Source organism: Streptococcus sp. E24BD (genome assembly GCF_041807825.1).
Taxonomy (GTDB): domain Bacteria; phylum Bacillota; class Bacilli; order Lactobacillales; family Streptococcaceae; genus Streptococcus; species Streptococcus entericus.
Genome location: NZ_JBGTZB010000006.1, coordinates 38,873 through 61,384, shown reverse-complemented (window position 1 = coordinate 61,384; position 22,512 = coordinate 38,873). Strand labels below are relative to the sequence as shown.

Genomic DNA, 22,512 nt, shown 5'->3' with positions numbered 1-22,512 from the left:
TGATATGGAAGAGAAAAAGCGCAAAGTCAAGTTAAAAGCCATTCGATTGTTAAAAAAGGATAAGCTCTTCAGTGCGGTATTTAGCCGAGCGACGATTGTTTTTATCTTAATCCTTTTGCAATTATGGCTAATCTCCATTTCTTTTGGTTGGTTATTGGGAGAGTATCGGGTATTCTTTCAAATTTTTGAGGCTGTTATCACGGTTGCCAGTGTCCTTTATCTGGTCAACAGCCGTATGGATACGACTTCAAAAATTACCTGGTTAGTGATGATTATGCTGGCTCCACTACTTGGTTCCTTGTTTTTATTATATACCAAGCAGGATTTGGGTTATCGAACCTTGAGGAGACGTTTGAAAGAGGTTATTTTAAATAGCTCAAATCTTTTAAAGCAGGACGAGGAGGTTGTCCAAGAGCTCAGTACACAGCACAGCACAGCTTATAATCTTGTCGAATATTTGAGACGTAGCGATAATAAGTTTCCTGTTTATAAAGAGACATCGGTCACCTACTTGCCGACAGGTGAGAGCTTTTTTGCCAAGATGAAAGAAGAAATGCTCAAGGCTAAACAGTTCATCTTTTTGGAGTACTTTATCATTGATGAAGGGCTGATGTGGGGCGAAATTCTAGCCATTTTAAAGCAAAAAGCTAGTGAAGGGGTCGAAATCCGAGTGCTCTACGATGGGATGAACGAGCTGTCTCGCCTGTCCTTCGATTACACTGAGCGTTTGGGCAAATTAGGCATACAAGCGAGGGCTTTTGCTCCCATTACGCCCTTTCTATCGACCTACTACAACTATCGGGATCATCGTAAGATTTTAGTCATTGATGGACAGGTGGCTTTTAACGGTGGTGCCAACCTAGCAGATGAATACATCAATGAAATCGAGCGTTTTGGGCATTGGAAGGATGCAGGTGTCCTCTTAAAAGGTCCTGCTGTTGATAGTTTTACGGTGCTGTTCCTACAGATGTGGACAAGCATGGGAAGCGATGAATCGCTTGCGCTTTATATCGGCTTATCCCAACCAGTTAACAAGGCTGATGGTTATGTGATACCATACGGGGATTCTCCTCTTGATCGTGATAATGTTGGTGAAAATGTCTACATTGACATGTTAAACCATGCGAGAGAATACGTCCATATCATGACACCATATCTGATTTTGAGCAGCGAATTAGAACATGCTATTCGCTTTGCTGCGGAGCGAGGAGTTGATGTCAAGCTCATGATGCCAGGGATTCCGGATAAAAAAATTCCTTATGCTCTGGCAAAAACCTATTACAAAATTCTCATGGAATCAGGAGTGGAGATTTACGAGTACACGCCAGGATTTAATCACTCTAAGGTCTTTGTAGCAGACGGTGTTAAGGCTGTTGTTGGCACAATAAACCTTGATTATCGTAGCCTCTACCATCACTTTGAGTGCGCAACTTATCTCTACCGTTCACCAGCAGTCGCAGCTGTTGAAGCAGATTTTCAACAAACTCTGCTACTTTGCCACCGTGTGACACCAGATGAGCTGTCACAATTACCGATTCTTATGAAATTAACAGGTGTATTCGCTAAAGTCGTTGCACCGCTATTGTAACTAAGGAGTTATAAGGAGATCTTATGTTTAAGAAAATTTTTCAAGCATTTAAAGCTAAAACTGCGCAAAGTTCCCAGTCAACTTTGGTAGATGATTTGCCAGAAGCCATCGAGTGGACGGTAGACAATCTGACAGCTTCTGGTTATCTGGCTGACTTTAGCTTATCAAGCATCGCAGCATTGGATGACTTCTTTGAAACGGAGAAGCAGGAAGGCGGAGTTCTTAGACGACCAGATGGTGGGATTATTTTATTTGCTGTTGCGGCCTATCTAGGTGAAACCTTGATTGCTAACTATGGTGGCAAATGGGAACTGAGCGATGAAGTCTCAGAAGATGATTTGGACATGGTTCTGATACTGGATGGTAAGCCATTTTATCCTGTTAGAGTCTGCCAGCAACGACTAAAGACAGCCTCACCTGATGGGCTACAAAGAGCTGTTACCGAGTTTTTTCAACCAGTAGAACACAGGCCTTTACAAAATGACACAAATGAGTTAGAATAAAAATATGCGATGAGCCGAATTTGGTCACTGACCAAATTTACGCTAGGGAGGTCATAAAGGCAGGAGCCGACCTTGATGAGTTGTGTGAACCAACTGATCTCATCTCGTTTGAGATGCCCTTTCCCCCTTTGTGGGGGATTTTTTGTGTCTAAGAAGCGCAACAGGAGTTGTAGCTTATAAAGCTCCCTTGCCTAGCTGTATACTCTTCTAGGCTGGTCTTGGTTTTATTCGGGTATCAAAAAATCCCTCGATTATCAGGTCGAGGGATTTTGAGTCATAAGAGAGCCTTAGTTTTTCTTGCGACGAGTCAAGTAGTAGGCTGCAAGAGCGGTCATGCTAGCACCGATAAGTGTCAAGACACTTGTCTGGTCACCTGTCTCTGGCAGACTGGCTTTGTGAGAAGTAGCTGCTGCATAAGTTGCTAGATTGCTTGTAGCTGCTGGACGGGGAGCAGGAGCAGCTGGGTTAACGAAGACTTGCCTGTCAGTATTAACCAGCTGGTCAGCAAGTTTGTCCTTAGGATGATCTGGTGTTGAGGTATCTTTGCCACCCTGAACATCAGATGTTTCCTTATCTTTATCCTTCTGGTTATCAGGTGTTTCTTTATTTTCGTCCTGATTGGTAGGAGGTGTAGCAGGTTCCTCATTCTTGACAGGGAAACTGTTCTTATCCAATGGATTGGTGTTAGCATCCAGTTCTTGGCGGTTTGTGAAGCCATCCCCATCATAGTCAGCTTCTAAATCAAAGACTGGTTTATCGTCGTTAAGATTTGGATAACCGTTGTTGGCATTGTCACCAGTTGAGGTTTGTGGGTAAGTACCTGCGTGGAACGGATCGGTGCCTGCTGCCATTTCTTCTGCTGTAGTGAAGCCATCCCCATCATGGTCAGCATTGAGGTCAAAGGCTGGTAAGTCGTCAGCAGTTTCTGCTGCTCCTCCATTTTCTTGGTCACCTTTGGCTGTTTGAGGATAAGATGTAGCATCGGCAGGATCTGTTCCCAGAGTCAGTTCCTCTTGGTTAGAGAAACCATCATTATCTAGGTCAGCATTGGGGTCAAAGGCAGGCAAGTCGTCAGCAGTTTCTGCTGCTCCTCCATTTTCCAAATTACCTTTAGCTTGGAGGGACAGATTTTTAACAGTCAGTTTATCACCTGCGATGGTGTAGGTGAGGTTCTCAATAACGATAGGCTCACCACTTGAGAGGTCGACAGCCTGGTAGCCTGCTGGTAACTCGATGCTAATGGTGTAATCACCAGAGACGATTTTCTTCTCAAAGATGTCCTTGGTGTAACGACCTTGAGGGAGCTCGGTGCGTTTGCCCTTGCTGTCAACGAGGTAAACTTTAGTCCCTACTGGTGGAATGGTGTCAAAGTCCACTGCGAAACTTGTGCGAGACAGTGGTGTTGCCTTGAAGTAGACACCAACCAATGAATGTTCTTCATCAACGGTGAAGGATTTGATGCGTTCATCAATCAAATAGGCTTCATCTTCATCGTGAAGAATCAATTCAACAGTGTAGTCTCCAAATGGGAGGCTGTGGAAAGGTTCGGCAGGGTTGACAGAGGTTGTTTCAGCAGTAACATCGTTGCCTTCTGAATCACGGATAATGTAGCGGAAATCTGCTTCAATCAATTGCTGTGTTTCTGGATTTGAGATACCCAGACGGACTAATCCGCTTTCTGTTCCACCTTGGACAATCTCTGGTAGGACAGCCGACCAAGAGTTTCCTGCACGGTTTTCGATGCGGTACCAGAAATCAGTGATGCGGAGTTCTTTTCCGTTGATGTCGTGTGTCGGCAGGGTGTAAACGCCGTTTTCATCTGGCTTGATGTAGATACGGACGGTGTTTGACCGCGTTACTTCACGACCATTTTTGAGGACTTCCTTGTAATCCTCGGCATTGACATTATAGTAGAGGGTTTCACGATAAATCTCGGTTGCTCCCCATGCAATACCTGGACGTGGTTTGAAAGTACGCGCGTCTTCATCGTAGATTGAAGCAGTGGTAATGGCAGGGCGTGAGGTATCAATCAAGATGTTAAAGCTTATTTCCTGAGATTTTGCACCAGGAACGGTTGGACGATAAGTTACGACGTAGACATATTTACCATCTGGAAGAACCTTGCCGTTATTGTCTTTACCAGCCCAAAGCGTGTTATCAAGAATAGTTGATTTGGAGTTGGCAGGTTTGCCGCCGTAGTAGTTTTTAGTTCCTGCTAGGCTATTCTCGCTGACCCAAACAGGATTAGTACGGTCGATGTCTTCGTCGCGATAAACAGCTGCAGTAACATCTGTAAAGTTCCGTAGCATGACAGCACGTAGCATGACAGCATCACGGTTATTATCACCGTTTGGTGAAATAATGTAGTATGGCTTACCTGTTTCATCACGGTAGAGGATATACTTGCCGTCACTATCTAAGTAAGTTCCAGCAATAATCGGTGTTTCTGGCGTGTAGATCCCCTTATTGTGGTCCCATTCGGATTCTGATGTCAAGAGTGTGGTGTACTCTTCGCTTTCAGTGAAATTCAGCTCGTCTATTTTTGAGCCTTCTTTGCGTTCAGGATAGTAGAACGGCAGGTCACCGTTATTAAAGTCAAATTCACCGATTGGTTTTTCGATAACAGCTAGGTTTTCAAATGCTCCCTTGAAACCAACAAAAGGAATGCTGACCTCATCACCGCCGTCAACAGGGTTGACAAAGCGCACAAAGCCCTCAAGGAAATAACCATTGACCATGAGTTTGCTGAGCTCTTCTGTAAAGGCTGAGCTGTCCACAGTAATCGGAATCAAGACACTGCTGTTGGCAGCTACTGTGACCGTTCCGGTTGTTTGGTTCAGTTCACGTGGTTTGAGGGTGACGCGACCGTCAACAATCTCATCAGTATTCAGGTGAGTGATGTAGTTGAGGGTCTTGTCGCTGTTTGAGGTGTTATACAGACGCACATTAAAAGTAAAGCTGTCATCAACATTCCCCAGAACGATGCTGGTCAGGTCATCGTCGCCTGTCAAGTAAAGGTCAGAGTGAATAGCCTTGTGGGTATCTGCGATACCAGCACCTTGTTGACGAGGAGAAGTATAGGCCTGAGTATCAGTGTTAAAGTGTGGCAGAGCAGTGCTCATCAAAAGCTGTTTGATACGAATTTGCAGATCCTCAGGGCTTAAATCAGGGTATTTTTTCTGAAGAGCCTGTTTCATGAGGACAATAACACCAGCGATATGTGGCGATGCCATGCTGGTACCGTCCATGCTTGCATAACCATTGTTGTTAATGGCAGAGTAAATCGCTCCACCTGGTGCAGAGACATCAGGTTTTAATTCACCATCAGCAGACAAGCCCCAGCTGGTAAAGTCAGACATTTTTCCAGCTTCAGGATTGACCACCGTTTCGTAGGCTTTGTTGAACTGGAACTTGTACTTGCCTGTGCCTGACTCTTTAGCTAACTCTTCACCGAATTGGATAGGGATAAAAATTGATGGGTAAAGCGCTGTTTCAGGTCCAGGGATGTTCATGGTGAAGTCCAGTGTTTGGGTCACGTTGTTGAAGACCACAGCACCGATAGCTCCAGCTTTTTTAGCATTGGCTACCTTGTCAGCAAAGCTGATTTCACCACGTTTGATGAGGGCGATTCTGCCAGTTAAGTCCTGTCCTTCAAAGTCTTCGGTTTTACCTAGTCCAACATAGAGGTAGTCATAGGCTACATTTTCAGCGAACTCTTTTTTACTGTTTGACCCCTTGGTAAAGTTGACCTTACCAAAGTTGAGCTCAGCATTATCTTCCATACCGAGAATGGTGGCAACTTCACGAGTGAGGTGGGTGTTGTTATAAGAAGCGACCGCAATACCATCTCGGGCTGTGGCTGGTGTTGCAACAACAGCATAGTCAGGGTTATCGGCGTAAGGCAAGGATTTACCGTCCCCAAATACCGTATCGTTACCTGCTGCAATGACAACGGTAACCCCTTTTTTACGAGCATCATCAATGGCACGCGTGATGTGGTCGCCAACATCAATCAGGGAGCCGTTTGGTGACCCCAGACTGAGGTTGATTGAGTCAGCACCGAGTTTAACGGCATCTTCGATAGCACGAGCGTAGAGAAACGGAGCTGTACCCCCGCCACGAGTATCAGAAAAGACCCGCATAAACATCAACTGGGCTTCTGGGGCAACCCCAACGATGCGTGTACCACTGCTATCCGTTTGAGTCGGATTACCCACTGAGATACCAGAAACGTGCATACCGTGAGAACGCACATCGCTTTCTTTTAGTTCGGTATTGCTGTCAGTATAGTTGTAGCCAAAAACAACCTTGTCGTTGTACCATTGACCGTAGTTGATACCAGCTTCAGCTTTCTTGGCCTCCATTTCCTCTTCGCTCTTGAATTTAGCAGTGGAAATATCGCTAAGGGTCAAGGCATTGTGCTCAACGTCAAGCCCTGAGTCGATAACAGCAACGACCATGCCTTGCCCCTTGATGTTTTCTTCCCAGACAGGCTGGACATTGATAATAGCATTGCTTTCAACAGATAGGGTCTCGGCTTCTGTTTTAGCATAAAGCTCAGCAAGAGCAAAGTTTGGCTGATTGCTCTCTGATGACGTGGTGCTTGCTTGTGGCTCTGGTGAAATCGCAGAGCTGGTAGCCGTTTCAGCTGTAGTGCTGTCAGAAACAGCTGTGATGGCTGGGCTAGTAGAAGCAATAGTCACATCATCATTAGCAGCTACTGAGTAGCTATTCAGACTAAAGGCTACCAAGGCAGTAAGCAAGGTAGGGCCTAATAGCCTAACTTTTGATGTCATTTGACGACTCATCATCAAACCTCCTAAACATAATTTCCTGAAAAAAATCTTAAAGTCAGGTAAGATGAATTATCGCACATTTTTTTATATTCTGCAAGAGATTATTTAAATTTTTTTCAGAAAATTAGCAAAAAGTGAATAATTGAGTGATTTGCAAAAATAATCTCTTTTCATTGTTAAAGAAAAATAGTATAATTAGGCGTATCAGCAAAGACTGCTGGAAATAAAATTATCTAAAAAAGATAACGGATAAAATTTTTACTAACCTGTAGAAAAAAGAGGTAAAGACATGGGCTATACAGTTGCCGTTGTTGGTGCGACAGGCGCCGTTGGAACACAGATGATTAAGATGTTGGAGGAGAGCACGCTTTCGATTGACCAAATTAAGTTGCTGTCGTCAGCTCATTCTGCTGGTAAGACCTTGACTTATAAGGGACAAGAGGTGACGGTCGAGTTGACCACAGAAGATAGTTTTGAAGGCGTTGATATTGCCCTCTTTTCAGCTGGTGGGTCGACATCGGCTAAGTTTGCACCTTATGCGGTGAAAGCAGGTGCTGTAGTGGTGGACAACACCTCTTACTTCCGTATGAATCCAGATGTGCCTTTGGTTGTTCCAGAGGTCAATGCCCATGCCATGGATGACCACAAAGGCATTATCGCTTGTCCAAACTGCTCCACCATCCAGATGATGGTGGCACTGGAGCCTGTCCGTCAGCAGTGGGGCTTGGAACGCATCATCGTGTCAACCTACCAAGCGGTCTCTGGGGCAGGTATGGGAGCTATCTTGGAAACACAGGCGCAGTTGCGTGCGGCGTTGAATGACGGCGTGGCACCAAAAGAGGTAGAAGCAAACATCCTTCCTTCAGGTGGCGATAAGAAGCACTACCCTATTGGCTTTAATGCACTGCCACAAATCGACCTCTTCACGGACAATGCCTACACCTATGAAGAGATGAAGATGACCAAGGAAACCAAGAAAATCATGGAAGATGACAGCATTGCTGTTTCTGCGACCTGTGTGCGGATTCCAGTTCTCTCTGCCCACTCTGAATCTGTTTACATCGAAACCAAGGAAGTCGCAGACATTGAAGCGGTAAAAGCAGCGATTGCGAGCTTCCCAGGTGCTGTTTTAGAAGATGATATTGCCAACCAAATCTACCCACAAGCCATCAATGCGGTCGGTAGCCGTGATACCTTTGTTGGTCGTATTCGTAAGGATTTGGACAAGGAAAATGGCATTCACATGTGGGTGGTATCTGACAACCTCCTCAAAGGTGCTGCTTGGAATTCTGTTCAAATCGCTGAGACCCTTCACGAGCGTGGTTTGGTGAGAAAAACGGACGAGCTCGTATTTGAGTTGAAGTAGAGTGATGAGATGGCTGGCAAAATCGTCAGTCATCTCGAATCAGTAGCATCGTTAGAAAGGAATTCTTATGTCCATCGAGCAACTACGACAGGCTAAAATCATCACAGCCTTGGTCACGCCTTTTCATGAAGATGGTACCATCAATTTTGAGGCTTTCCCAGCTCTGATTGAACACTTGCTGGCGCACCATACAGATGCCATCTTGCTGGCAGGGACGACGGCAGAAAGTCCGACCCTGACCCATGAGGAAGAGCTAGAGATTTTCAAAGTTGTGCAAGCTATTGTTAAGGGCAGAGTGCCCTTGATTGCAGGGATTGGGACCAATGATACGCGGGATTCCATCGAGTTTGCCAAGGAAGTGGCTAAATTTGGTGGTTTTGCGGCGGGCCTTGCCATTGTTCCTTACTATAATAAGCCATCTCAAGAGGGGCTTTACCAGCATTTCAAGGCCATTGCGGACGCGTCTGACCTGCCGATTATTCTGTATAATATCCCAGGACGAGTCGTGGTGGAGTTGACGCCTGAGACCATGCTTCGCTTGGCAGAACATCCCAATATCATCGGCGTCAAGGAGTGTACAACCCTCGCTAATATTGCCTATCTGATTGAGCACCGTCCAGATGATTTTCTCATCTATACAGGAGAAGATGGTGATGCCTTCCACGCCATGAATTTGGGAGCAGATGGGGTAATTTCGGTAGCCTCTCACACTAATGGTGACGAGATGCACGCCATGTTTGAAGCCATTGAGCGCAGCGACATCAAGGCTGCTGCGGCTATTCAGCGCCAGTTTATCCCTAAAGTCAATGCTCTCTTTAGCTATCCGAGCCCTGCTCCTGTTAAGGCGGTGCTGAATTATTTGGGCTTTGATGTCGGACCGCTTCGCTTGCCCCTTGTCGCAGCACCAGAAGAAGAGGCCAAGCGCATTATCAAGGTCGTCGTTGATGGTGATTATGAAGCGACAAAAGCAACCGTGACAGGTGTGATTCGTCCACGGTATTAAAGAGTGATAATACCAGAGAGCAGAAAATCCTGCTCTTTTTTTGTGGAATATAGTATTTCCATATCGAAATAGTTGACAAAGAAAAAAGGAGATACTAGAATTATCATTGTTCTATATAGAAATAAAAAAGAAAGGAGCTCCTATGACAAAAGAACAAGGGGGCTATCGCGCGACCCACATTAGCCTCTTGAATGGTCGTCTGTTTCAGCACTTGCTGGCACAGGAGCCAGAGGCACTTTACACGGGAGAACAAGGGAAGATTCTCCACTGTCTTTGGTTACATGGTGGGAGAGGAACAGCGACAGATATTGCCATTCACACAGGGCTTGCCAACAATACCTTAACCTCTATGCTCAAACGTTTGGAGGAGCAAGGCTTGATTGTGCCACAGCCCTGTCCCAATGACAAGAGAAAAAAAATCTGGCACCTGACGGATAAGGGCTGGGGGCAAGAAGTCATCGGAAAGCGGGTTAGCGAGCGCTTGTCAATCATCTTTTACGAGGGATTTAGTGAGGAAGAGGTGACCACCTTTATCAGCTACCAAAAGCGGATTTTGGATAACCTGAGACGAGGTTTGGATAGAAAAGACAAGGACGACGAGGAGGTTGCTCATGTGGACTAGACTGGTTGATTACCTAGCACACAACAGCCACCAATACCTGACCTATCTTTGGGAGCATATCTGGATTAGCCTTCTGGCTCTGGGAATCGCTCTGGTTTTTGGGACCTACTTGGGTTACCTGGCTTACCAGCGCTCCAAACTCCGGCAAGCCATCACAGGCCTGTCTGGTGGTCTGCTGGTCATTCCCTCGCTGGGTGTGCTGTTCTTCCTCATTCCCCTCATCGGTGTTGGGCAAATGCCAGCCCTTATCGCCCTTGTCCTGCTGGGCTTACCGCCCATTATCCTACAAACCTTGGTCGGCTTGGTGCAAGTCCCAGAGAGTTTGAAAGAAGTCGGCAAGGGGCTGGGGATGACCGACAGGCAGGTCTTGCTCAAGGTCGCTTTTCCACTAGCCCTTCCCCATCTCTTGACCGGGCTCAAGTTGGCTCTAGTGGAAATCATCGCCTCCGCTAGCCTAGCCACCTACATCGGAGCAGGAGGACTGGGCACTCTGATTTTCACAGGGTTGGGGCTCTATCGCTACGATCTCTTACTCTTGGGCGGTGGCTCCGTTGCCCTGCTCTCGCTCATTGCCATGTTGAGCCTTGATGGGCTCATTCATCACATCAAACAAACCCACTAAAAAGGAGTTAAACATGACAAACAAAAAACGCCTCGGAGGCCTGTTAGCCCTCCTTGTCCTAGCTGGTTTAGGATTATTTGCCCTCTTTGGGCAAAAGCAGAGCGCACCTGCAGCTGGTGACAAACCAGTCGTGCGGATTGGTTCAAAAGATTTCACAGAAAACCTCATCGTTGCAGAGCTCTATGCTCTAGCCTTGGAAGATGAAGGCTACACCGTTGAGCGCAAGTTTAACATCGCCAGCTCTTTGGTGCATACGTCCTTGACCAATAAGGAAATCGACCTCTACCCAGAGTACACAGGGACAGGTCTGTTGGCTATTTTGAAGTTGCCATTGGAAACCGACCCTGAGCAGGTCTATCAGACGGTTAAAACCGCCTATGCCAAAGACTTTAAGCTGACGTGGTTAGACTACGCCCAAGCGACAGACAGTCAGGGCTTGGTCATTCGGACAGCCGTGGCGAAGCAGTTGGGCATCAAGACCATCTCTGACCTGCAACAACATGCGAGCGAACTCCGCTTTGCGTCCCAAGGGGAATTTGACCAGCGTGAAGACGGCTTGGCAGGCTTGAAGACGGCTTACGGTGAGTTTAACTGGAAATCTTCCAAGGTCTACGACAACAGCCTGAAATACAGCGTGCTGAAAAACGACGAAGCAGATGTGACGCCAGCCTATACTACAGAAGGTCAGCTCATTCAGACAGATGAGTTTACCCTGCTGGAAGATGACAAGGCCTTCTGGCCACCTTACAACATCGCTCCTGTTGCCCAGAGCGACTTGCTTGAGAAAGAGCCAAACCTTGCGACAGCCTTGAACACGATTTCCAGCCAATTAACGACTGAAAAAGTCACCGAACTCAACGCTCAAGTCGATGTTGACGGTAAGGATTATACGGCTGTTGCCAAAGACTTCTACAAGAGCATCGCAAACTAAGGAGACCAGATGACGCAAGCATTAGTGACCTTTGAGGGGGTGGGGAAAACCTACGGCGATACCCCAGTCTTGTCCGATCTGACCTTTACCCTCTCTAAGGGTGAGTTTATTACCATTTTAGGGACATCAGGATCTGGGAAAACGACGACGCTCAAGCTCATGAACCGCCTCTTAGAGCCAGATACAGGGCAGATTTTGTTAGATGGTCAGCCTTTGTCGGCGACCGATCCTGTTGCCCTCCGTCGGCAAATTGGCTATGTGGTTCAGCAGATTGGGCTCTTTCCCCACCTGACCGTCCGAGACAATATCGCCACTGTCCCTAAACTCTTGGGCTGGGAAAACGAGCGGATTGACCAGCGTGTGGAGGAGTTGCTGACCATGGTGCAGCTCCCTGCCAGAGACTTTGCCCATCGCTACCCCAAGGAACTCTCTGGTGGACAGCAGCAGCGGGTCGGAGTAGCCAGAGCACTAGCTGCTGATCCGCAGATGGTGTTATTTGATGAGCCCTTTGGGGCGGTGGACGCCATCACCCGCCATCACCTGCAAGACCAGCTCAAGACTCTCCACCAGTCCTTGGCTGACAAGACCTTTGTTCTCATCACCCATGATATCCATGAGGCTCTCTATCTGGGCGACCGTGTCATGGTCATGGACCAGGGGCGGTTGGTGCAGTTTGATCGTCCGCAGGAGATTATTGCTTCCCCTCGGACGGATTTTGTCAAATCCCTGCTCGAAACGGTTCAGCGGCAGGACAGGCTAGTAGGAGGATTGACCTGATGGAGTACGCACTCAGCCATCGTGAGGCGCTTTTTCGCTTGGTCTTGGAACACCTCCAATTGACCTTGCTGGCTCTGGGATTTGCCTTGGTTTTTGGAATTGGGTTAACCCTGCTCCTCTGGCGCTTTCCACGCTTGCAGCAAGTATCCGTCTATCTCTTGTCTGTCTTGTATGCGGTGCCCTCATTTGCCTTTTTTGCCCTGCTGATTCCCTTGACAGGTCTAGGGCAGACCACCACGGTTATCGTTTTGACCCTCTATGCCCAGTATATCTTGGTGCGGAGCTTTTTATCGGGCTTGATCGAGATTGACTCAGCTCTTTTGGAGGCGGGACGCGGCATGGGCATGACGGAGGGACAGTTGTTAGTGGCTGTTCAGCTACCCTTAGCCGTACCTGCTCTCTTTGCAGGCATTAAGCTAGCAGCGACCTCCATCATCGCTATGGCGACCATTGGGGCGACCATCAATGCTGGAGGGCTTGGGACGCTCTTGTTTGATGGCTTGCGCACCGCATCTCTGACCAAGCTCATCTGGGGTATCGGACTAACAGTCAGCTTGAGTGGGCTTTTTTCCCTCTTGATTGATTTTTTAGAAGACTTGGCGACGCCGAAACAGTCATCTCTATCAGAAAAGGAGAATTAAGATGACCATCACCACCCGTTTTGCAACACCAGCTGACGCAGCTACCATTTGTGCTATCTGTTCGGCCGCTTGGCGTGTGACCTATAAGGACTTGAATCCTCCAGGGTATATCGAGCAGGTGATCGCTGACTTTTACAACCTCGACCGAGTGACCAAAGAATGCTCAACCAGTGATCAGCACTGGCACGGCTACATGGTCGCTGAGCTAGACGGTCACATCTTAGGGGCTATCGGTGGCGGTGTCAGTGAGGGTAATTTTGGGCATATCTATGTCCTCTATGTTCACCCAGAGCACAAGGGTAAGGGATTGGGACGTGCTCTCGTTAATTTTCTGACCGACCACCAGAAGGCGACTTACGGGATTAACCGCCAACAAGTCACCGTTGCTAAAAACAACCAGATGGGTATCCCTTTTTATGAGCGGATGGGCTTCGTCTGCCAAGGAGAAATTCCTAGCTGGTACGATTCTCAACGTCCCAATAACCTCACCTATGAGCGAGAGGTGGACAGTACAGTTGGGGATTAAAAACCAAAACATCGTAAGAGATGTCTAAAAAACTAGCCACCAAGAGACTGGTTGTAGTCTGTTTGTTGTGACAGCATGAGTAGTGACAGCTTTGCGACTTCACTTGTTGATGGTATTAGTCGTATAGTTACCAGAATAAAGCAGCTTTTTAGCTGTTTTTATTTTCCCTTTTTTGCTATAATGGTAGGAGTAATCGCTCCCTGTTACCTAAGGTGTTTAGGACCACAATAGTCCTATGTGATTAAATTCTTCGCCATGACTGGGAGTTTTAGATCAGATTAGCCATCAGATAGACTGGTATTAAAAGAGTTAAGTCTAAGTCTGATGTTGAAAACCTAATTGATAATTTTCACAAACTGCCATTTCTTAGAAAGTGACCTGTAATGTTCAAGACGATTTCCTCTATTGAGAGACACATTGATTATGTCCTGCTGTTGCCAGTCTTTTTCCTGCTATTGACAGGTTTTTTTTCAGTTTTTATCGCGACAAGTCATGATTATCCAGACCGTGTGGGGATTGTGATGATTCAGCAACTCGCTTGGACAGCTATCGGTCTACTGATGGCTTTGGTGGTCATGCTCTTTAGCAAATCATTTCTCTGGAAGGTCAGTCCCCTGCTCTATGTGTTAGGGCTAGGGTTGATGGTCTTGCCCCTGATTTACTTTGATGCGGGGCTGGTTTCGTCAACGGGTGCTAAAAACTGGGTGACCCTTGGTGGTGCGACTTTATTTCAGCCATCTGAGTTTATGAAAATCGCCTATATTTTAATCTTGGCGGTTGTGACTGTGTGGTATCAAGAGCAGTTTCCTCAGGTATCTATTGCAAGGGACTTGAAATTGCTGGGTCTATACGGGTTATTAACGGTTCCTGTGTTTATCTTGTTAGGTCTTCAGAAGGATTTAGGCACATCTCTTGTCTTTCTGGCAATTTTGTCCGGTATCATTCTCTTATCAGGGGTCAGTTGGCGGCTTATTTTACCTGTTGTCGGAGGATTTGCTGCGGGAATTGCAGGTTTTTTATGGGTATTTACACAATCGTGGGGCAAGGATTTCTTTTTTAACTTGGGAATGGATACCTATCAGATTAACCGAATTTCGGCTTGGCTAGATCCTTTTGCTTATGCTGAAGGCATTTCGTACCAGCAAACCCAGAGCATGATTGCAATCGGTAGTGGTGGCTTGACTGGGAAAGGATTTAACGTGATTGACCTAAATATTCCTGTCCGGGAGAGTGACATGATTTTTACGGTTATCGCAGAGAATTTTGGGTTTATCGGCTCTAGTCTGCTTTTGATTCTTTATCTGCTATTGATTTATCGCATGTTAAAAATCACGCTGGTTTCTAATAATCGGTTTTATGTCTATATTTCGTCCGGCTTCATTATGATGATTCTCTTTCATATTTTTGAAAATATCGGAGCAGCAATCGGTCTTCTTCCCCTAACAGGTATTCCCTTGCCGTTCATCTCTCAAGGGGGGTCTTCTCTAGTTACAAATTTAATCGGAGTCGGTCTAGTCTTATCCATGTCCTTTCAACAATCACTAGAACAAGAACAGAAATCATCATAAACACAGGGCAAGGAGCTGTTGCCAAGTTCCTTGCCTTTTTTCTGTGTAGTCATGAGAAAATATTGGCTAGGTCTCTTTAACTGTCAAACGAGCAATAGACAGAGATTGTTTATCTGGTAGTTAGGAGATACGAAGTGAGTCAAACGGTTATCGTTGCCGTTTTGATGTCGTCCTAGTGATTTTTGCTGGATTAGCTTTATGATTTTCTGAAAATGTGGTAAAATAAAACTATGGTAAAACGTGATTTTATTGCAGGGATATTGTTGATTGTAACAGTCATTCTTGTTTTTGTCGGGCTTCAGTCTTTTGTCTTTGGGACTTATACGATTCAGGAGAGAGATAGCAATTCTTTCCTTAACACAGGTGATCAGGTCTTGTTTTCACGACGAGAGACACCTGATTATGGCAACCTTGTGATTTATGAAGTCGACAACGAGACTCACATCGGGCGTGTCATAGGGCAGGCAGGCGATCAGCTGATGTCTGTTGAGGATATTTTATACCGTAATCAGGAAGTGGTTGAACAGCCCTATATCGAGGAGATGAAACGGGCTTACCTGTCAAAAACAGGTCATGAGATGCCCTTTACGCCAGATTTCAGCTTGGCAATTTTACTGGATGACCCAGATGCTACAGTGCCTAAGGGGCAGTACTTTGTCTTGAACGACAATCGTCAAGAGATGACCGATAGCAGAGAGTTTGGTCCGATTGCTCGTCAGGACATCAAGGGTGTCCTCATCTTTCGCTTGAAACCGTTCGAGAGTTTTGGCTTCTTACGAACAGAGTAACATCAATTATAAAGGATAACGATGACAGAAAAACATATTCCAGCGGTGATGTCCAATTTGCGACGTGAGATTGTTCAAATTCCCAAAGAGATTGCAACTTGTAGCGGCATTTCTATTTATGGGCGTGTGATTAAATCTGTTTTATTTTCCACAGACGTGGCAGTTATCGCCAATAATAATGCGGATGCCATTTTGGTGGTTTATCCATTTACACCACACCCAGCTATCTTAAAAAGTGTCATGTTAGTTGCCTCTGTTCCTGTTTTTGCAGGTGTTGGCGGTGGTTTAACGACAGGTGACCGATCGGCGAATATGAGTTTGTTTGCGGAGTCTGAAGGAGCGATGGCTGTGGTGGTTAATGCTCCGACCGATAGTGACACGATTAAAAAGATTAACAATCGTATTGACATTCCGATTATCTATACCTTGGTTTCAGAGCATTCTGATTTGCCATCACGTCTGAAAGCTGGTGTTGATATCGTTAATGTTAGCGGAGGAGCTAAAACCGCAATGATTGTTAGAAAGATTCGTGAGCAATACCCAGACCTTCCGATTATCGCAACGGGCGGTCAGAGCCGAGAGAGTATTCTAGAGACCATTGCCGCAGGCGCCAATGCCATCAGCTTTACCCCGCCGACCAATGGCGAACTTTTCAAAGAGAAGATGGACAAGTACCGTCAGTTGGCAGAGGCAGAGTGCTGATTAGATGATGCTTGCAATTTTTGTCAAATCACGGTACAATAACAAGGCAAGGTTCCCTTAGTTAAATGGATATAACACCTTCCTCCTAAGAAGTAGTTATCGGTTCGATTCCGGTAGGGAATATCATCTAGTGCCCCTTGCCTTCTGGCGAGGGGTTTTGTGTGCAAGAAGGGAGAAAACATGAGTCAACACCTCTCGGGACTAATGGTATCAGGGCTCGCCGGCATCTTTGCTATTTGGCTGAGTTCATTTCTACCTCTGGTAGATAGTAGCATCCTCTCTCTGGCACTGGGGCTTAGCTTGTCAGGTCTACTGAGACAGGAGAAACACTTGAGCTCTGGGCTAGGGTTAGCCAGTAAACTTGGTCTCCAGTACAGTATTATTTTGCTAGGATTCCGACTGTCCTTTGCAGATATAAAGTCCCTAGGTCTGTGGTCGTTTCAATTAAGTATCCCCCTTCTCTTTCTCGCCTTTGCTGTTGCGCTGGTTTTGGGAAGACAATTAAAGCTTAGTCACAATCTGACCTTGTTGATTGCTTTTGGGACGGCAATCTGCGGAGGATCAGCTATTGCGTCAGCAGCACCTATCCTTGACGCTGAAGAGGACGACATCGTCCTCGCTCTATCGACAGTGTTTTTGTTTAATTTGCTGGGGCTATTGATTTTTCCTGCTCTTGGGCAAGCCCTCGACCTCAGTCAGCAAACCTTCGGTATTTGGGCAGGCACAGCTATCAATGATACTTCCTCTGTTGTTGCCGCAGGTTATAGCTATGGTCAGGTGGCAGGCGATGTGGCAGTGGTGGTCAAATTAGCGCGAACACTATTGATTTTACCAGCCTGTGTCTTTTTTGCTTTTCGACGTTTTGAAAAAGGACAGAGCGGCAGAACACGCCAACTGAGACAGGTTTTTCCGACCTTTGTTTTCCTGTTTTTACTCGCTTCTTTACTGACAAGCTTGGGGCTGATACCGGATGCCTTGAGAGACCTTAGTCAACCCCTATCGAAATGGTTGATGGCTATGGCCCTCTTTGCTGTCGGCAGTAAGCTGTCCATTGCACAGATTAAACGTGCAGGTCTAAAACCGATGTTATTGGGTGCGATGGTCTGGTTTAGTATTGGATTAGCAAGTCTGCTATTGCAGCAAGTGATGACGCCATGACAAGCTTGAACATGGCTACCTTGGCAATAGCGCGAAAAAACTTATCCAAAGCCAGGTTGTGAAAAAATAACTTTCCTACTACCGTATTGAGGGATAATATGGTAAAATGGAAAGGATAAGAAGCAAATAGAAAAGAGGACCTAAAAATGGTGCAACCCAAGTACAATCGTGTCTTGATTAAGCTATCAGGCGAAGCTCTGGCTGGTGAGCGTGGTGTTGGTATTGATTTACCTACCGTTCAGAGCGTGGCGAGAGAAATCCAAGAAGTAGCAGAATCAGGCATTCAGATTGCTTTGGTTATCGGTGGCGGTAACCTCTGGCGGGGTGAGCCAGCGGCAGCAGCTGGTATGGATCGGGTATCAGCGGATTACACTGGCATGCTTGGGACAGTGATGAATGCGCTGGTGATGGCGGACAGCCTCAAGCAGTGCGGTGTAGATACTCGAGTACAGACAGCGATTAATATGCAACAACTGGCTGAACCCTATATTCGAGGGCGTGCCCTTCGTCATCTGGAAAAAGGACGAGTTGTTATCTTTGCTGCAGGGACAGGGTCTCCGTACTTTTCAACTGATACGACAGCTGCTCTACGGGCTGCTGAAATTGAAGCGGATGCCATTCTCATGGCGAAAAATGGGGTAGACGGTGTCTACAACGATGACCCTCGTAAAAACGCTGATGCCATCAAGTTTGACGAGCTAACCCATATCGAAGTCCTCAAGCAAGGCTTGAAAATCATGGATTCGACCGCTAGCTCCCTGTCTATGGACAATGACATTGACTTGGTGGTCTTTAACCTCAATGAACCGGGCAACATCAAACGTGTTGTTCTGGGGGAAAATATCGGAACAACTGTTTCCAACCGTTGCTAATCAAAAAAGGAGAATACAATGACAATTATTGCCAAAGCTAAAGAACGTTTTGAACACTCTCATCAGTCCCTCTCTCGTGAGCTTGCTGGTATCCGTGCCGGTCGTGCCAATGCTAGTCTCTTGGACCGCATCTCAGTAGAATATTACGGGGCACCGACACCGCTCAATCAGCTAGCTTCTATCACTGTGCCTGAGGCGCGTGTGCTCTTGATTACTCCCTTTGACAAGTCTGTCTTGAAAGATGTTGAGCGTGCCATCAACGAGTCAGACCTCGGCATCAACCCAGCCAATGATGGCTCAGTTATTCGTTTGGTCATTCCAGCCTTGACAGAGGAAACTCGTCGTGACTTGGCCAAGGAAGTGAAAAAAGTTGGTGAAAACAGTAAGGTTGCTATCCGCAACATCCGCCGTGATGCCATGGATGAGGCTAAAAAACAAGAAAAAGCTAAAGAAATCACTGAAGATGAGCTTAAAAAATTAGAGAAGGATATCCAAGCAGCGACAGACGACGCTGTTAAACACATCGACAAGATGATTGCCGACAAGGAAAAAGAATTGTTGGACATCTAAGCCGTTAGTTAAGAAGAGAGAAAAAGATTTGGCAGGGTGGCAGGTTGGTCGCTCTGCTATTTTTGATAAAGATGACGACAGATTAACGAGTGCTGCGACGACTAGCTGATGTTAGTAGCGCTAGCCCTTGAAGCTCTTGTTGGATCTGCAAAATGATGACAGACATGGAGATTGAGCACGATGAGGTATTATTTGGCTAGGGTATTAACCGAAATGGTATTTGACCCTCCTCGGTCGGATTATTCGTCTTTTTCGGAGTTGATCATCATCGGTCGTGCTAAAATGAATCTGGATTATTCAAGGGTTTTATATGATGACAGACGAGATATTCTTGACCAGCTCTTAGCAGAGTACGAAAACAGCTTAGCTCTCAGCTACCAGACAGCAGACAACCACCGTTTGACCAGATGCTTGCGTGAGATTGTTAAGCTGGAGGAGATTTTAGACCATATCAGTCTTGGTCAAGAGCTGATTGAGGTTGATGAGCGCCTCTATACCTTTGACCATGCCTTATCGTTTGAGGCTTTTAAGACCATGTATGAGTTTGGGCAGTTTGGTGGCTAGCTTAGCACTCAGAGCGCTATAACCTTGTCTAAAAGAGGCTGATAGAAATCTTTTGATGACCAGAGGTGCTTAGCCATGACAAAGGAATGTGACACAAAGAAAGGAACATGATGACGATACAGTTAGCAAAAACCATAACAGCCATGGTGACCGATGAGAACAAGGACTACTATTTTGTTCAAAAAGACGGGGTCACCTATGCGCTAGCAAAGGCGGAAGGGTCCCATCAACTCGGTGAGATGATCACTGGCTTTGCTTATCAGGATATGACACAGAAAAATCGCCTGACGACCCTAGAGCAGACAGCAACCCAGACCAGTTATGGCTGGGGGCAGGTGACTGATGTTCGTAAGGATTTGGGTGTCTTTGTCGATACAGGATTACCAGATAAGCAAGTTGTGGTGTCTCTTGATGTCCTACCTGAGCTCAAAGAACTCTGGCCTAAAAAAGGCGACAAGCTTTATGTGACATTGACTGTTGATAAGAAAGACCGACTCTGGGCCTTGCCTGCTGAGCAAGAAGTTTTCCAACGCTTAGCTGGTAAGGCCTACGACAACATGCAGAATCAGCAGTTGAGTGCCATTGTTTACCGTCTGAAACTGTCAGGCACCTTTGTCTACCTGCCTGATAATAATATGTTGGGCTTTATCCATCCTAGTGAGCGTTTTACAGAACCGCGTCTGGGGGAGGAATTGTCGGTGCGTGTCATTGGTTTCCGAGAAGTTGACCGCACGCTCAATCTCTCGCTCAAACCACGATCGTTTGAGATGTTGGAAAATGATGCTCAGATGATCTTGACTTACTTGCAGGGACAGGGCGGGTTCATGACCCTGAATGATAAATCCAGTCCAGATGAGATCAAGGCTACCTTTGGTATTTCTAAAGGGCAATTCAAAAAGGCTCTCGGTGGTCTGATGAAGGCTGGCAAGATTAAACAGGATGCCTTTGGAACAGAAGTGATCGGTTAAGTCAGAGCACACTCCTTGGTTGCTGTAAAATCCAAGACAGGAACATGATATAGTGCTTCTGTTTTAAAAACAGTTGAAAGCAGAAAATCTTGTTCCTCTATCAAATGATAGTCTGACATTAACGATTAGTCTTTTAAGAGTGGAATGATGATAAAAACCGACCTGAATGGATTTAAGGGCTCCAGTTCAGGTCGGTTTTTTGTCTAGGTCATCTCAAGGTCAATCCATTTTTCTGAGCTATTGAGGCTCTCCTGATGGCTGACGAGGAGAATGGTTTTGTCTTGCTGTTTATCAAGATAGGCGTTGATGGTCTGTCGACTGATTGGGTCAAGGGCTGAGGTGATTTCGTCCAGTAACCAAATCGGTTTATCCTCTAGGGCACCTCGTAAAAAGCTCAGCCGTTGTGCCTGTCCGCCTGATAAGCTCTCCTGACTAATCTGACTATCCAGCCCATCTGGTAGCTGCGCTAGCCATTGCCCCAAACCGATAGCGACTAAGCCATCGAGCAGGGGCTCATCAGGGATAGTCCGCCCCAGTGTGAGGTTGTAGCGGAGGGTGTCGGTGAAGATAAAGCTGTCCTGAGGGACATAGGTGGTCAGTTGGGTCAGCGCCCTTGTCCTAGCAGGTAGGCTATCCATCGTTAGCTGTCCTGTCGTCGGGGTCAGGCGACCAGAGAGGAGCATGAGCAGTGTGGACTTGCCTGAACCAGACGGTCCCATCAGGCGGTAGTGCTTGCCCTTAGTTAACGTGATATTAGGAAAGTCAAGGATCAGCTGCTCGTTGACCATCAGTTGTATATCATGGGTTGTGAGCGCTGTGCCCATGGTTGTTATCTGGTCTGCTCCAGATTTGGTCGCTTCAGGAATGTTCTGGAACTTCGTAAAAATTGGCGCAATCGATCGCACTTCTGCCCAGTTGGCAAAGAAGCCAGTCAAGCCAGCAAAGGTGATGGAGGCAAAGTAGGGGCTGCTGGACACTGCACCGATGGGCACCTGATTAAAGGCAAAGAGGAGACCAGCCTGAGCCAAAATGGTCAGCTGACTGAGAAAACTCAGTCCATTTTGTGTCGCCATCATCTTGCCCAGCGTCTGCTGATAGCTCACTCGGCTAGCGGCGTAGGCAGCTTCTGGCGCGCCCACACGCCGCACCAATTCACTTAAACGCCCAGCTCCAAAGAGTGTACCATAACCCTTCAGGGTGTGGTTGATGCTGGTAAGCAGTTGGTCATTTTTTTCGGAAAATAGCAGAGCTTTGTCTGCCAGTTTCTGCTCAAAGCGTTTAGGCAGGAGGCTCATCAAGCCAGTGAGAAGCAAAACTGAGAGGGCAAAACTTGGGTGGTAAGAGATTAAGGTTATTGCAGAAAAGATAAGGTTCAGCAACTGCGTCAGCATGAGCTCTAAGGTTTCAAAACTCAGCTCGTTGATTGTCAGAATGTCATTGGTCAACCAAGAGGTGTAGGTATCCGCAGACTCACGCTGGAACTGCTCATAGTTGGTCTGACTCAGTCGTGTTAGAATATCCGTCCGCATCTCATGGTTCATGGCTTGTAGGGCACGCTCACGAGTAGGGACAATCTGTTTAATCTGAAGCATCCAGAGTAAGTAGACCAAGAGGTTCAGACCTGTAGACATGAGAAAAGCTCGAACATCTTGGGCGACGAGATTGGTCAGAGCTTGGGCAGACAAGAGCCCGTTTGCCAAGACACAAAGCGAGTTAAGGACAAGCCAAAAGAGCAGTTTGGCATTCTCCCGTTTGCAACGAAGAAGATAAGTTGTGATCGACATGTTTTTCCTTTCACAGGGCTAAGGAGGGAAATCCCTCAGGCAAAGGAAAACAAGCAGAGAGCAGACAAAAAGGCAGGCAAGCGCCAGCCTCCAATCGCTATCGTCCATCGGTCGATGACTTGTTCATCAGATGTTTCATGAAAAAGCTGATGTTAACAAGGCA

General features: G+C 46.6%; 20 protein-coding genes and 1 tRNA gene. 19 read left to right on the top strand and 2 right to left on the bottom strand.

What is annotated here, in order from left to right:
• Positions 1-4: 4 nt before the first annotated feature.
• Together ACERC5_RS02515 and ACERC5_RS02510 are read left to right on the top strand one after the other, a co-directional pair.
• Complete coding sequence (locus ACERC5_RS02515) at positions 5-1,588, top strand: phosphatidylserine/phosphatidylglycerophosphate/cardiolipin synthase family protein (protein ID WP_373660079.1); 1,584 nt, start codon at positions 5-7, stop codon at positions 1,586-1,588.
• Positions 1,589-1,611: 23 nt separating this feature from the next.
• On the top strand, positions 1,612-2,091 hold the full coding sequence (locus ACERC5_RS02510) for a hypothetical protein (RefSeq protein ID WP_373658200.1): 480 nt from the start codon (positions 1,612-1,614) through the stop codon (positions 2,089-2,091).
• 287 nt (positions 2,092-2,378) lie between these two features.
• Here ACERC5_RS02510 and ACERC5_RS02505 read toward each other — a convergent pair whose 3' ends face one another.
• On the bottom strand, positions 2,379-6,902 hold the full coding sequence (locus tag ACERC5_RS02505) for a S8 family serine peptidase (protein ID WP_373658201.1): 4,524 nt from the start codon (positions 6,900-6,902) through the stop codon (positions 2,379-2,381).
• Positions 6,903-7,176: 274 nt separating this feature from the next.
• Here ACERC5_RS02505 and ACERC5_RS02500 point away from each other — a divergent pair, with 274 nt between their 5' ends.
• The 17 genes from ACERC5_RS02500 (at position 7,177) to ACERC5_RS02420 (ending at position 20,565) form a co-directional block, all read left to right on the top strand.
• A complete protein-coding gene (locus ACERC5_RS02500) occupies positions 7,177-8,253 on the top strand; it encodes an aspartate-semialdehyde dehydrogenase (protein ID WP_373660078.1) in 1,077 nt (358 codons plus the stop codon).
• Positions 8,254-8,320: 67 nt separating this feature from the next.
• Positions 8,321-9,256, top strand: coding sequence for a 4-hydroxy-tetrahydrodipicolinate synthase (dapA, locus tag ACERC5_RS02495; RefSeq protein WP_373660077.1), 936 nt, complete (start codon positions 8,321-8,323; stop codon positions 9,254-9,256).
• 142 nt (positions 9,257-9,398) lie between these two features.
• Positions 9,399-9,878 (top strand): MarR family winged helix-turn-helix transcriptional regulator, encoded by a 480-nt coding sequence (locus ACERC5_RS02490; protein ID WP_373660076.1) that lies wholly within the window; start codon positions 9,399-9,401, stop codon positions 9,876-9,878.
• Entirely contained in the window at positions 9,868-10,500 is a 633-nt protein-coding gene (locus tag ACERC5_RS02485) for an ABC transporter permease (protein WP_373660074.1), read from the top strand. Before ACERC5_RS02490 ends, ACERC5_RS02485 begins: the two co-directional genes overlap by 11 nt.
• Before the next feature lie 13 nt (positions 10,501-10,513).
• Positions 10,514-11,431 carry a glycine betaine ABC transporter substrate-binding protein gene (locus tag ACERC5_RS02480; protein ID WP_373658206.1) on the top strand — a complete coding sequence of 306 codons (918 nt, stop codon included), beginning with the start codon at positions 10,514-10,516 and terminating at the stop codon, positions 11,429-11,431.
• A 9-nt stretch (positions 11,432-11,440) separates the two neighbouring features.
• Positions 11,441-12,208, top strand: a complete 768-nt coding sequence (locus ACERC5_RS02475; protein ID WP_373660073.1) for an ABC transporter ATP-binding protein — start codon at positions 11,441-11,443, stop codon at positions 12,206-12,208.
• On the top strand, positions 12,208-12,849 hold the full coding sequence (locus ACERC5_RS02470; RefSeq protein WP_373658208.1) for an ABC transporter permease: 642 nt from the start codon (positions 12,208-12,210) through the stop codon (positions 12,847-12,849). The genes ACERC5_RS02475 and ACERC5_RS02470 overlap by 1 nt, the downstream gene beginning before the upstream one ends.
• Position 12,850: 1 nt before the next feature.
• On the top strand, positions 12,851-13,375 hold the full coding sequence (locus ACERC5_RS02465) for an N-acetyltransferase family protein (protein WP_373658209.1): 525 nt from the start codon (positions 12,851-12,853) through the stop codon (positions 13,373-13,375).
• A gap of 383 nt (positions 13,376-13,758) precedes the next feature.
• A complete protein-coding gene (locus ACERC5_RS02460) occupies positions 13,759-14,943 on the top strand; it encodes an FtsW/RodA/SpoVE family cell cycle protein (RefSeq protein WP_373658210.1) in 1,185 nt (394 codons plus the stop codon).
• A 230-nt stretch (positions 14,944-15,173) separates the two neighbouring features.
• Positions 15,174-15,731, top strand: a complete 558-nt coding sequence (gene lepB / locus ACERC5_RS02455; RefSeq protein WP_373658211.1) for a signal peptidase I — start codon at positions 15,174-15,176, stop codon at positions 15,729-15,731.
• A 21-nt stretch (positions 15,732-15,752) separates the two neighbouring features.
• Positions 15,753-16,433, top strand: a complete 681-nt coding sequence (locus ACERC5_RS02450; protein WP_373658212.1) for a hydrolase — start codon at positions 15,753-15,755, stop codon at positions 16,431-16,433.
• A 51-nt stretch (positions 16,434-16,484) separates the two neighbouring features.
• Positions 16,485-16,556 (top strand) — tRNA-Arg (locus tag ACERC5_RS02445).
• 57 nt (positions 16,557-16,613) lie between these two features.
• The gene (locus ACERC5_RS02440) at positions 16,614-17,591 is read left to right on the top strand and encodes a YeiH family protein (RefSeq protein ID WP_373660072.1); all 978 of its coding nucleotides are present in this window, start codon (positions 16,614-16,616) and stop codon (positions 17,589-17,591) included.
• Positions 17,592-17,737: 146 nt separating this feature from the next.
• Positions 17,738-18,463 (top strand): UMP kinase, encoded by a 726-nt coding sequence (gene pyrH, locus ACERC5_RS02435; RefSeq protein ID WP_373660070.1) that lies wholly within the window; start codon positions 17,738-17,740, stop codon positions 18,461-18,463.
• Positions 18,464-18,481: 18 nt separating this feature from the next.
• Positions 18,482-19,033 (top strand): ribosome recycling factor, encoded by a 552-nt coding sequence (gene frr / locus ACERC5_RS02430; RefSeq protein WP_018369181.1) that lies wholly within the window; start codon positions 18,482-18,484, stop codon positions 19,031-19,033.
• A 180-nt stretch (positions 19,034-19,213) separates the two neighbouring features.
• A complete protein-coding gene (locus ACERC5_RS02425; protein ID WP_373658214.1) occupies positions 19,214-19,597 on the top strand; it encodes a hypothetical protein in 384 nt (127 codons plus the stop codon).
• A 110-nt stretch (positions 19,598-19,707) separates the two neighbouring features.
• Entirely contained in the window at positions 19,708-20,565 is an 858-nt protein-coding gene (locus tag ACERC5_RS02420; RefSeq protein WP_373658248.1) for a S1 RNA-binding domain-containing protein, read from the top strand.
• A gap of 203 nt (positions 20,566-20,768) precedes the next feature.
• On the opposite strand, the gene ACERC5_RS02415 is transcribed toward ACERC5_RS02420, so the two are convergent.
• On the bottom strand, positions 20,769-22,349 hold the full coding sequence (locus tag ACERC5_RS02415) for an ATP-binding cassette domain-containing protein (RefSeq protein WP_373660068.1): 1,581 nt from the start codon (positions 22,347-22,349) through the stop codon (positions 20,769-20,771).
• Positions 22,350-22,512 lie beyond the last annotated feature (163 nt).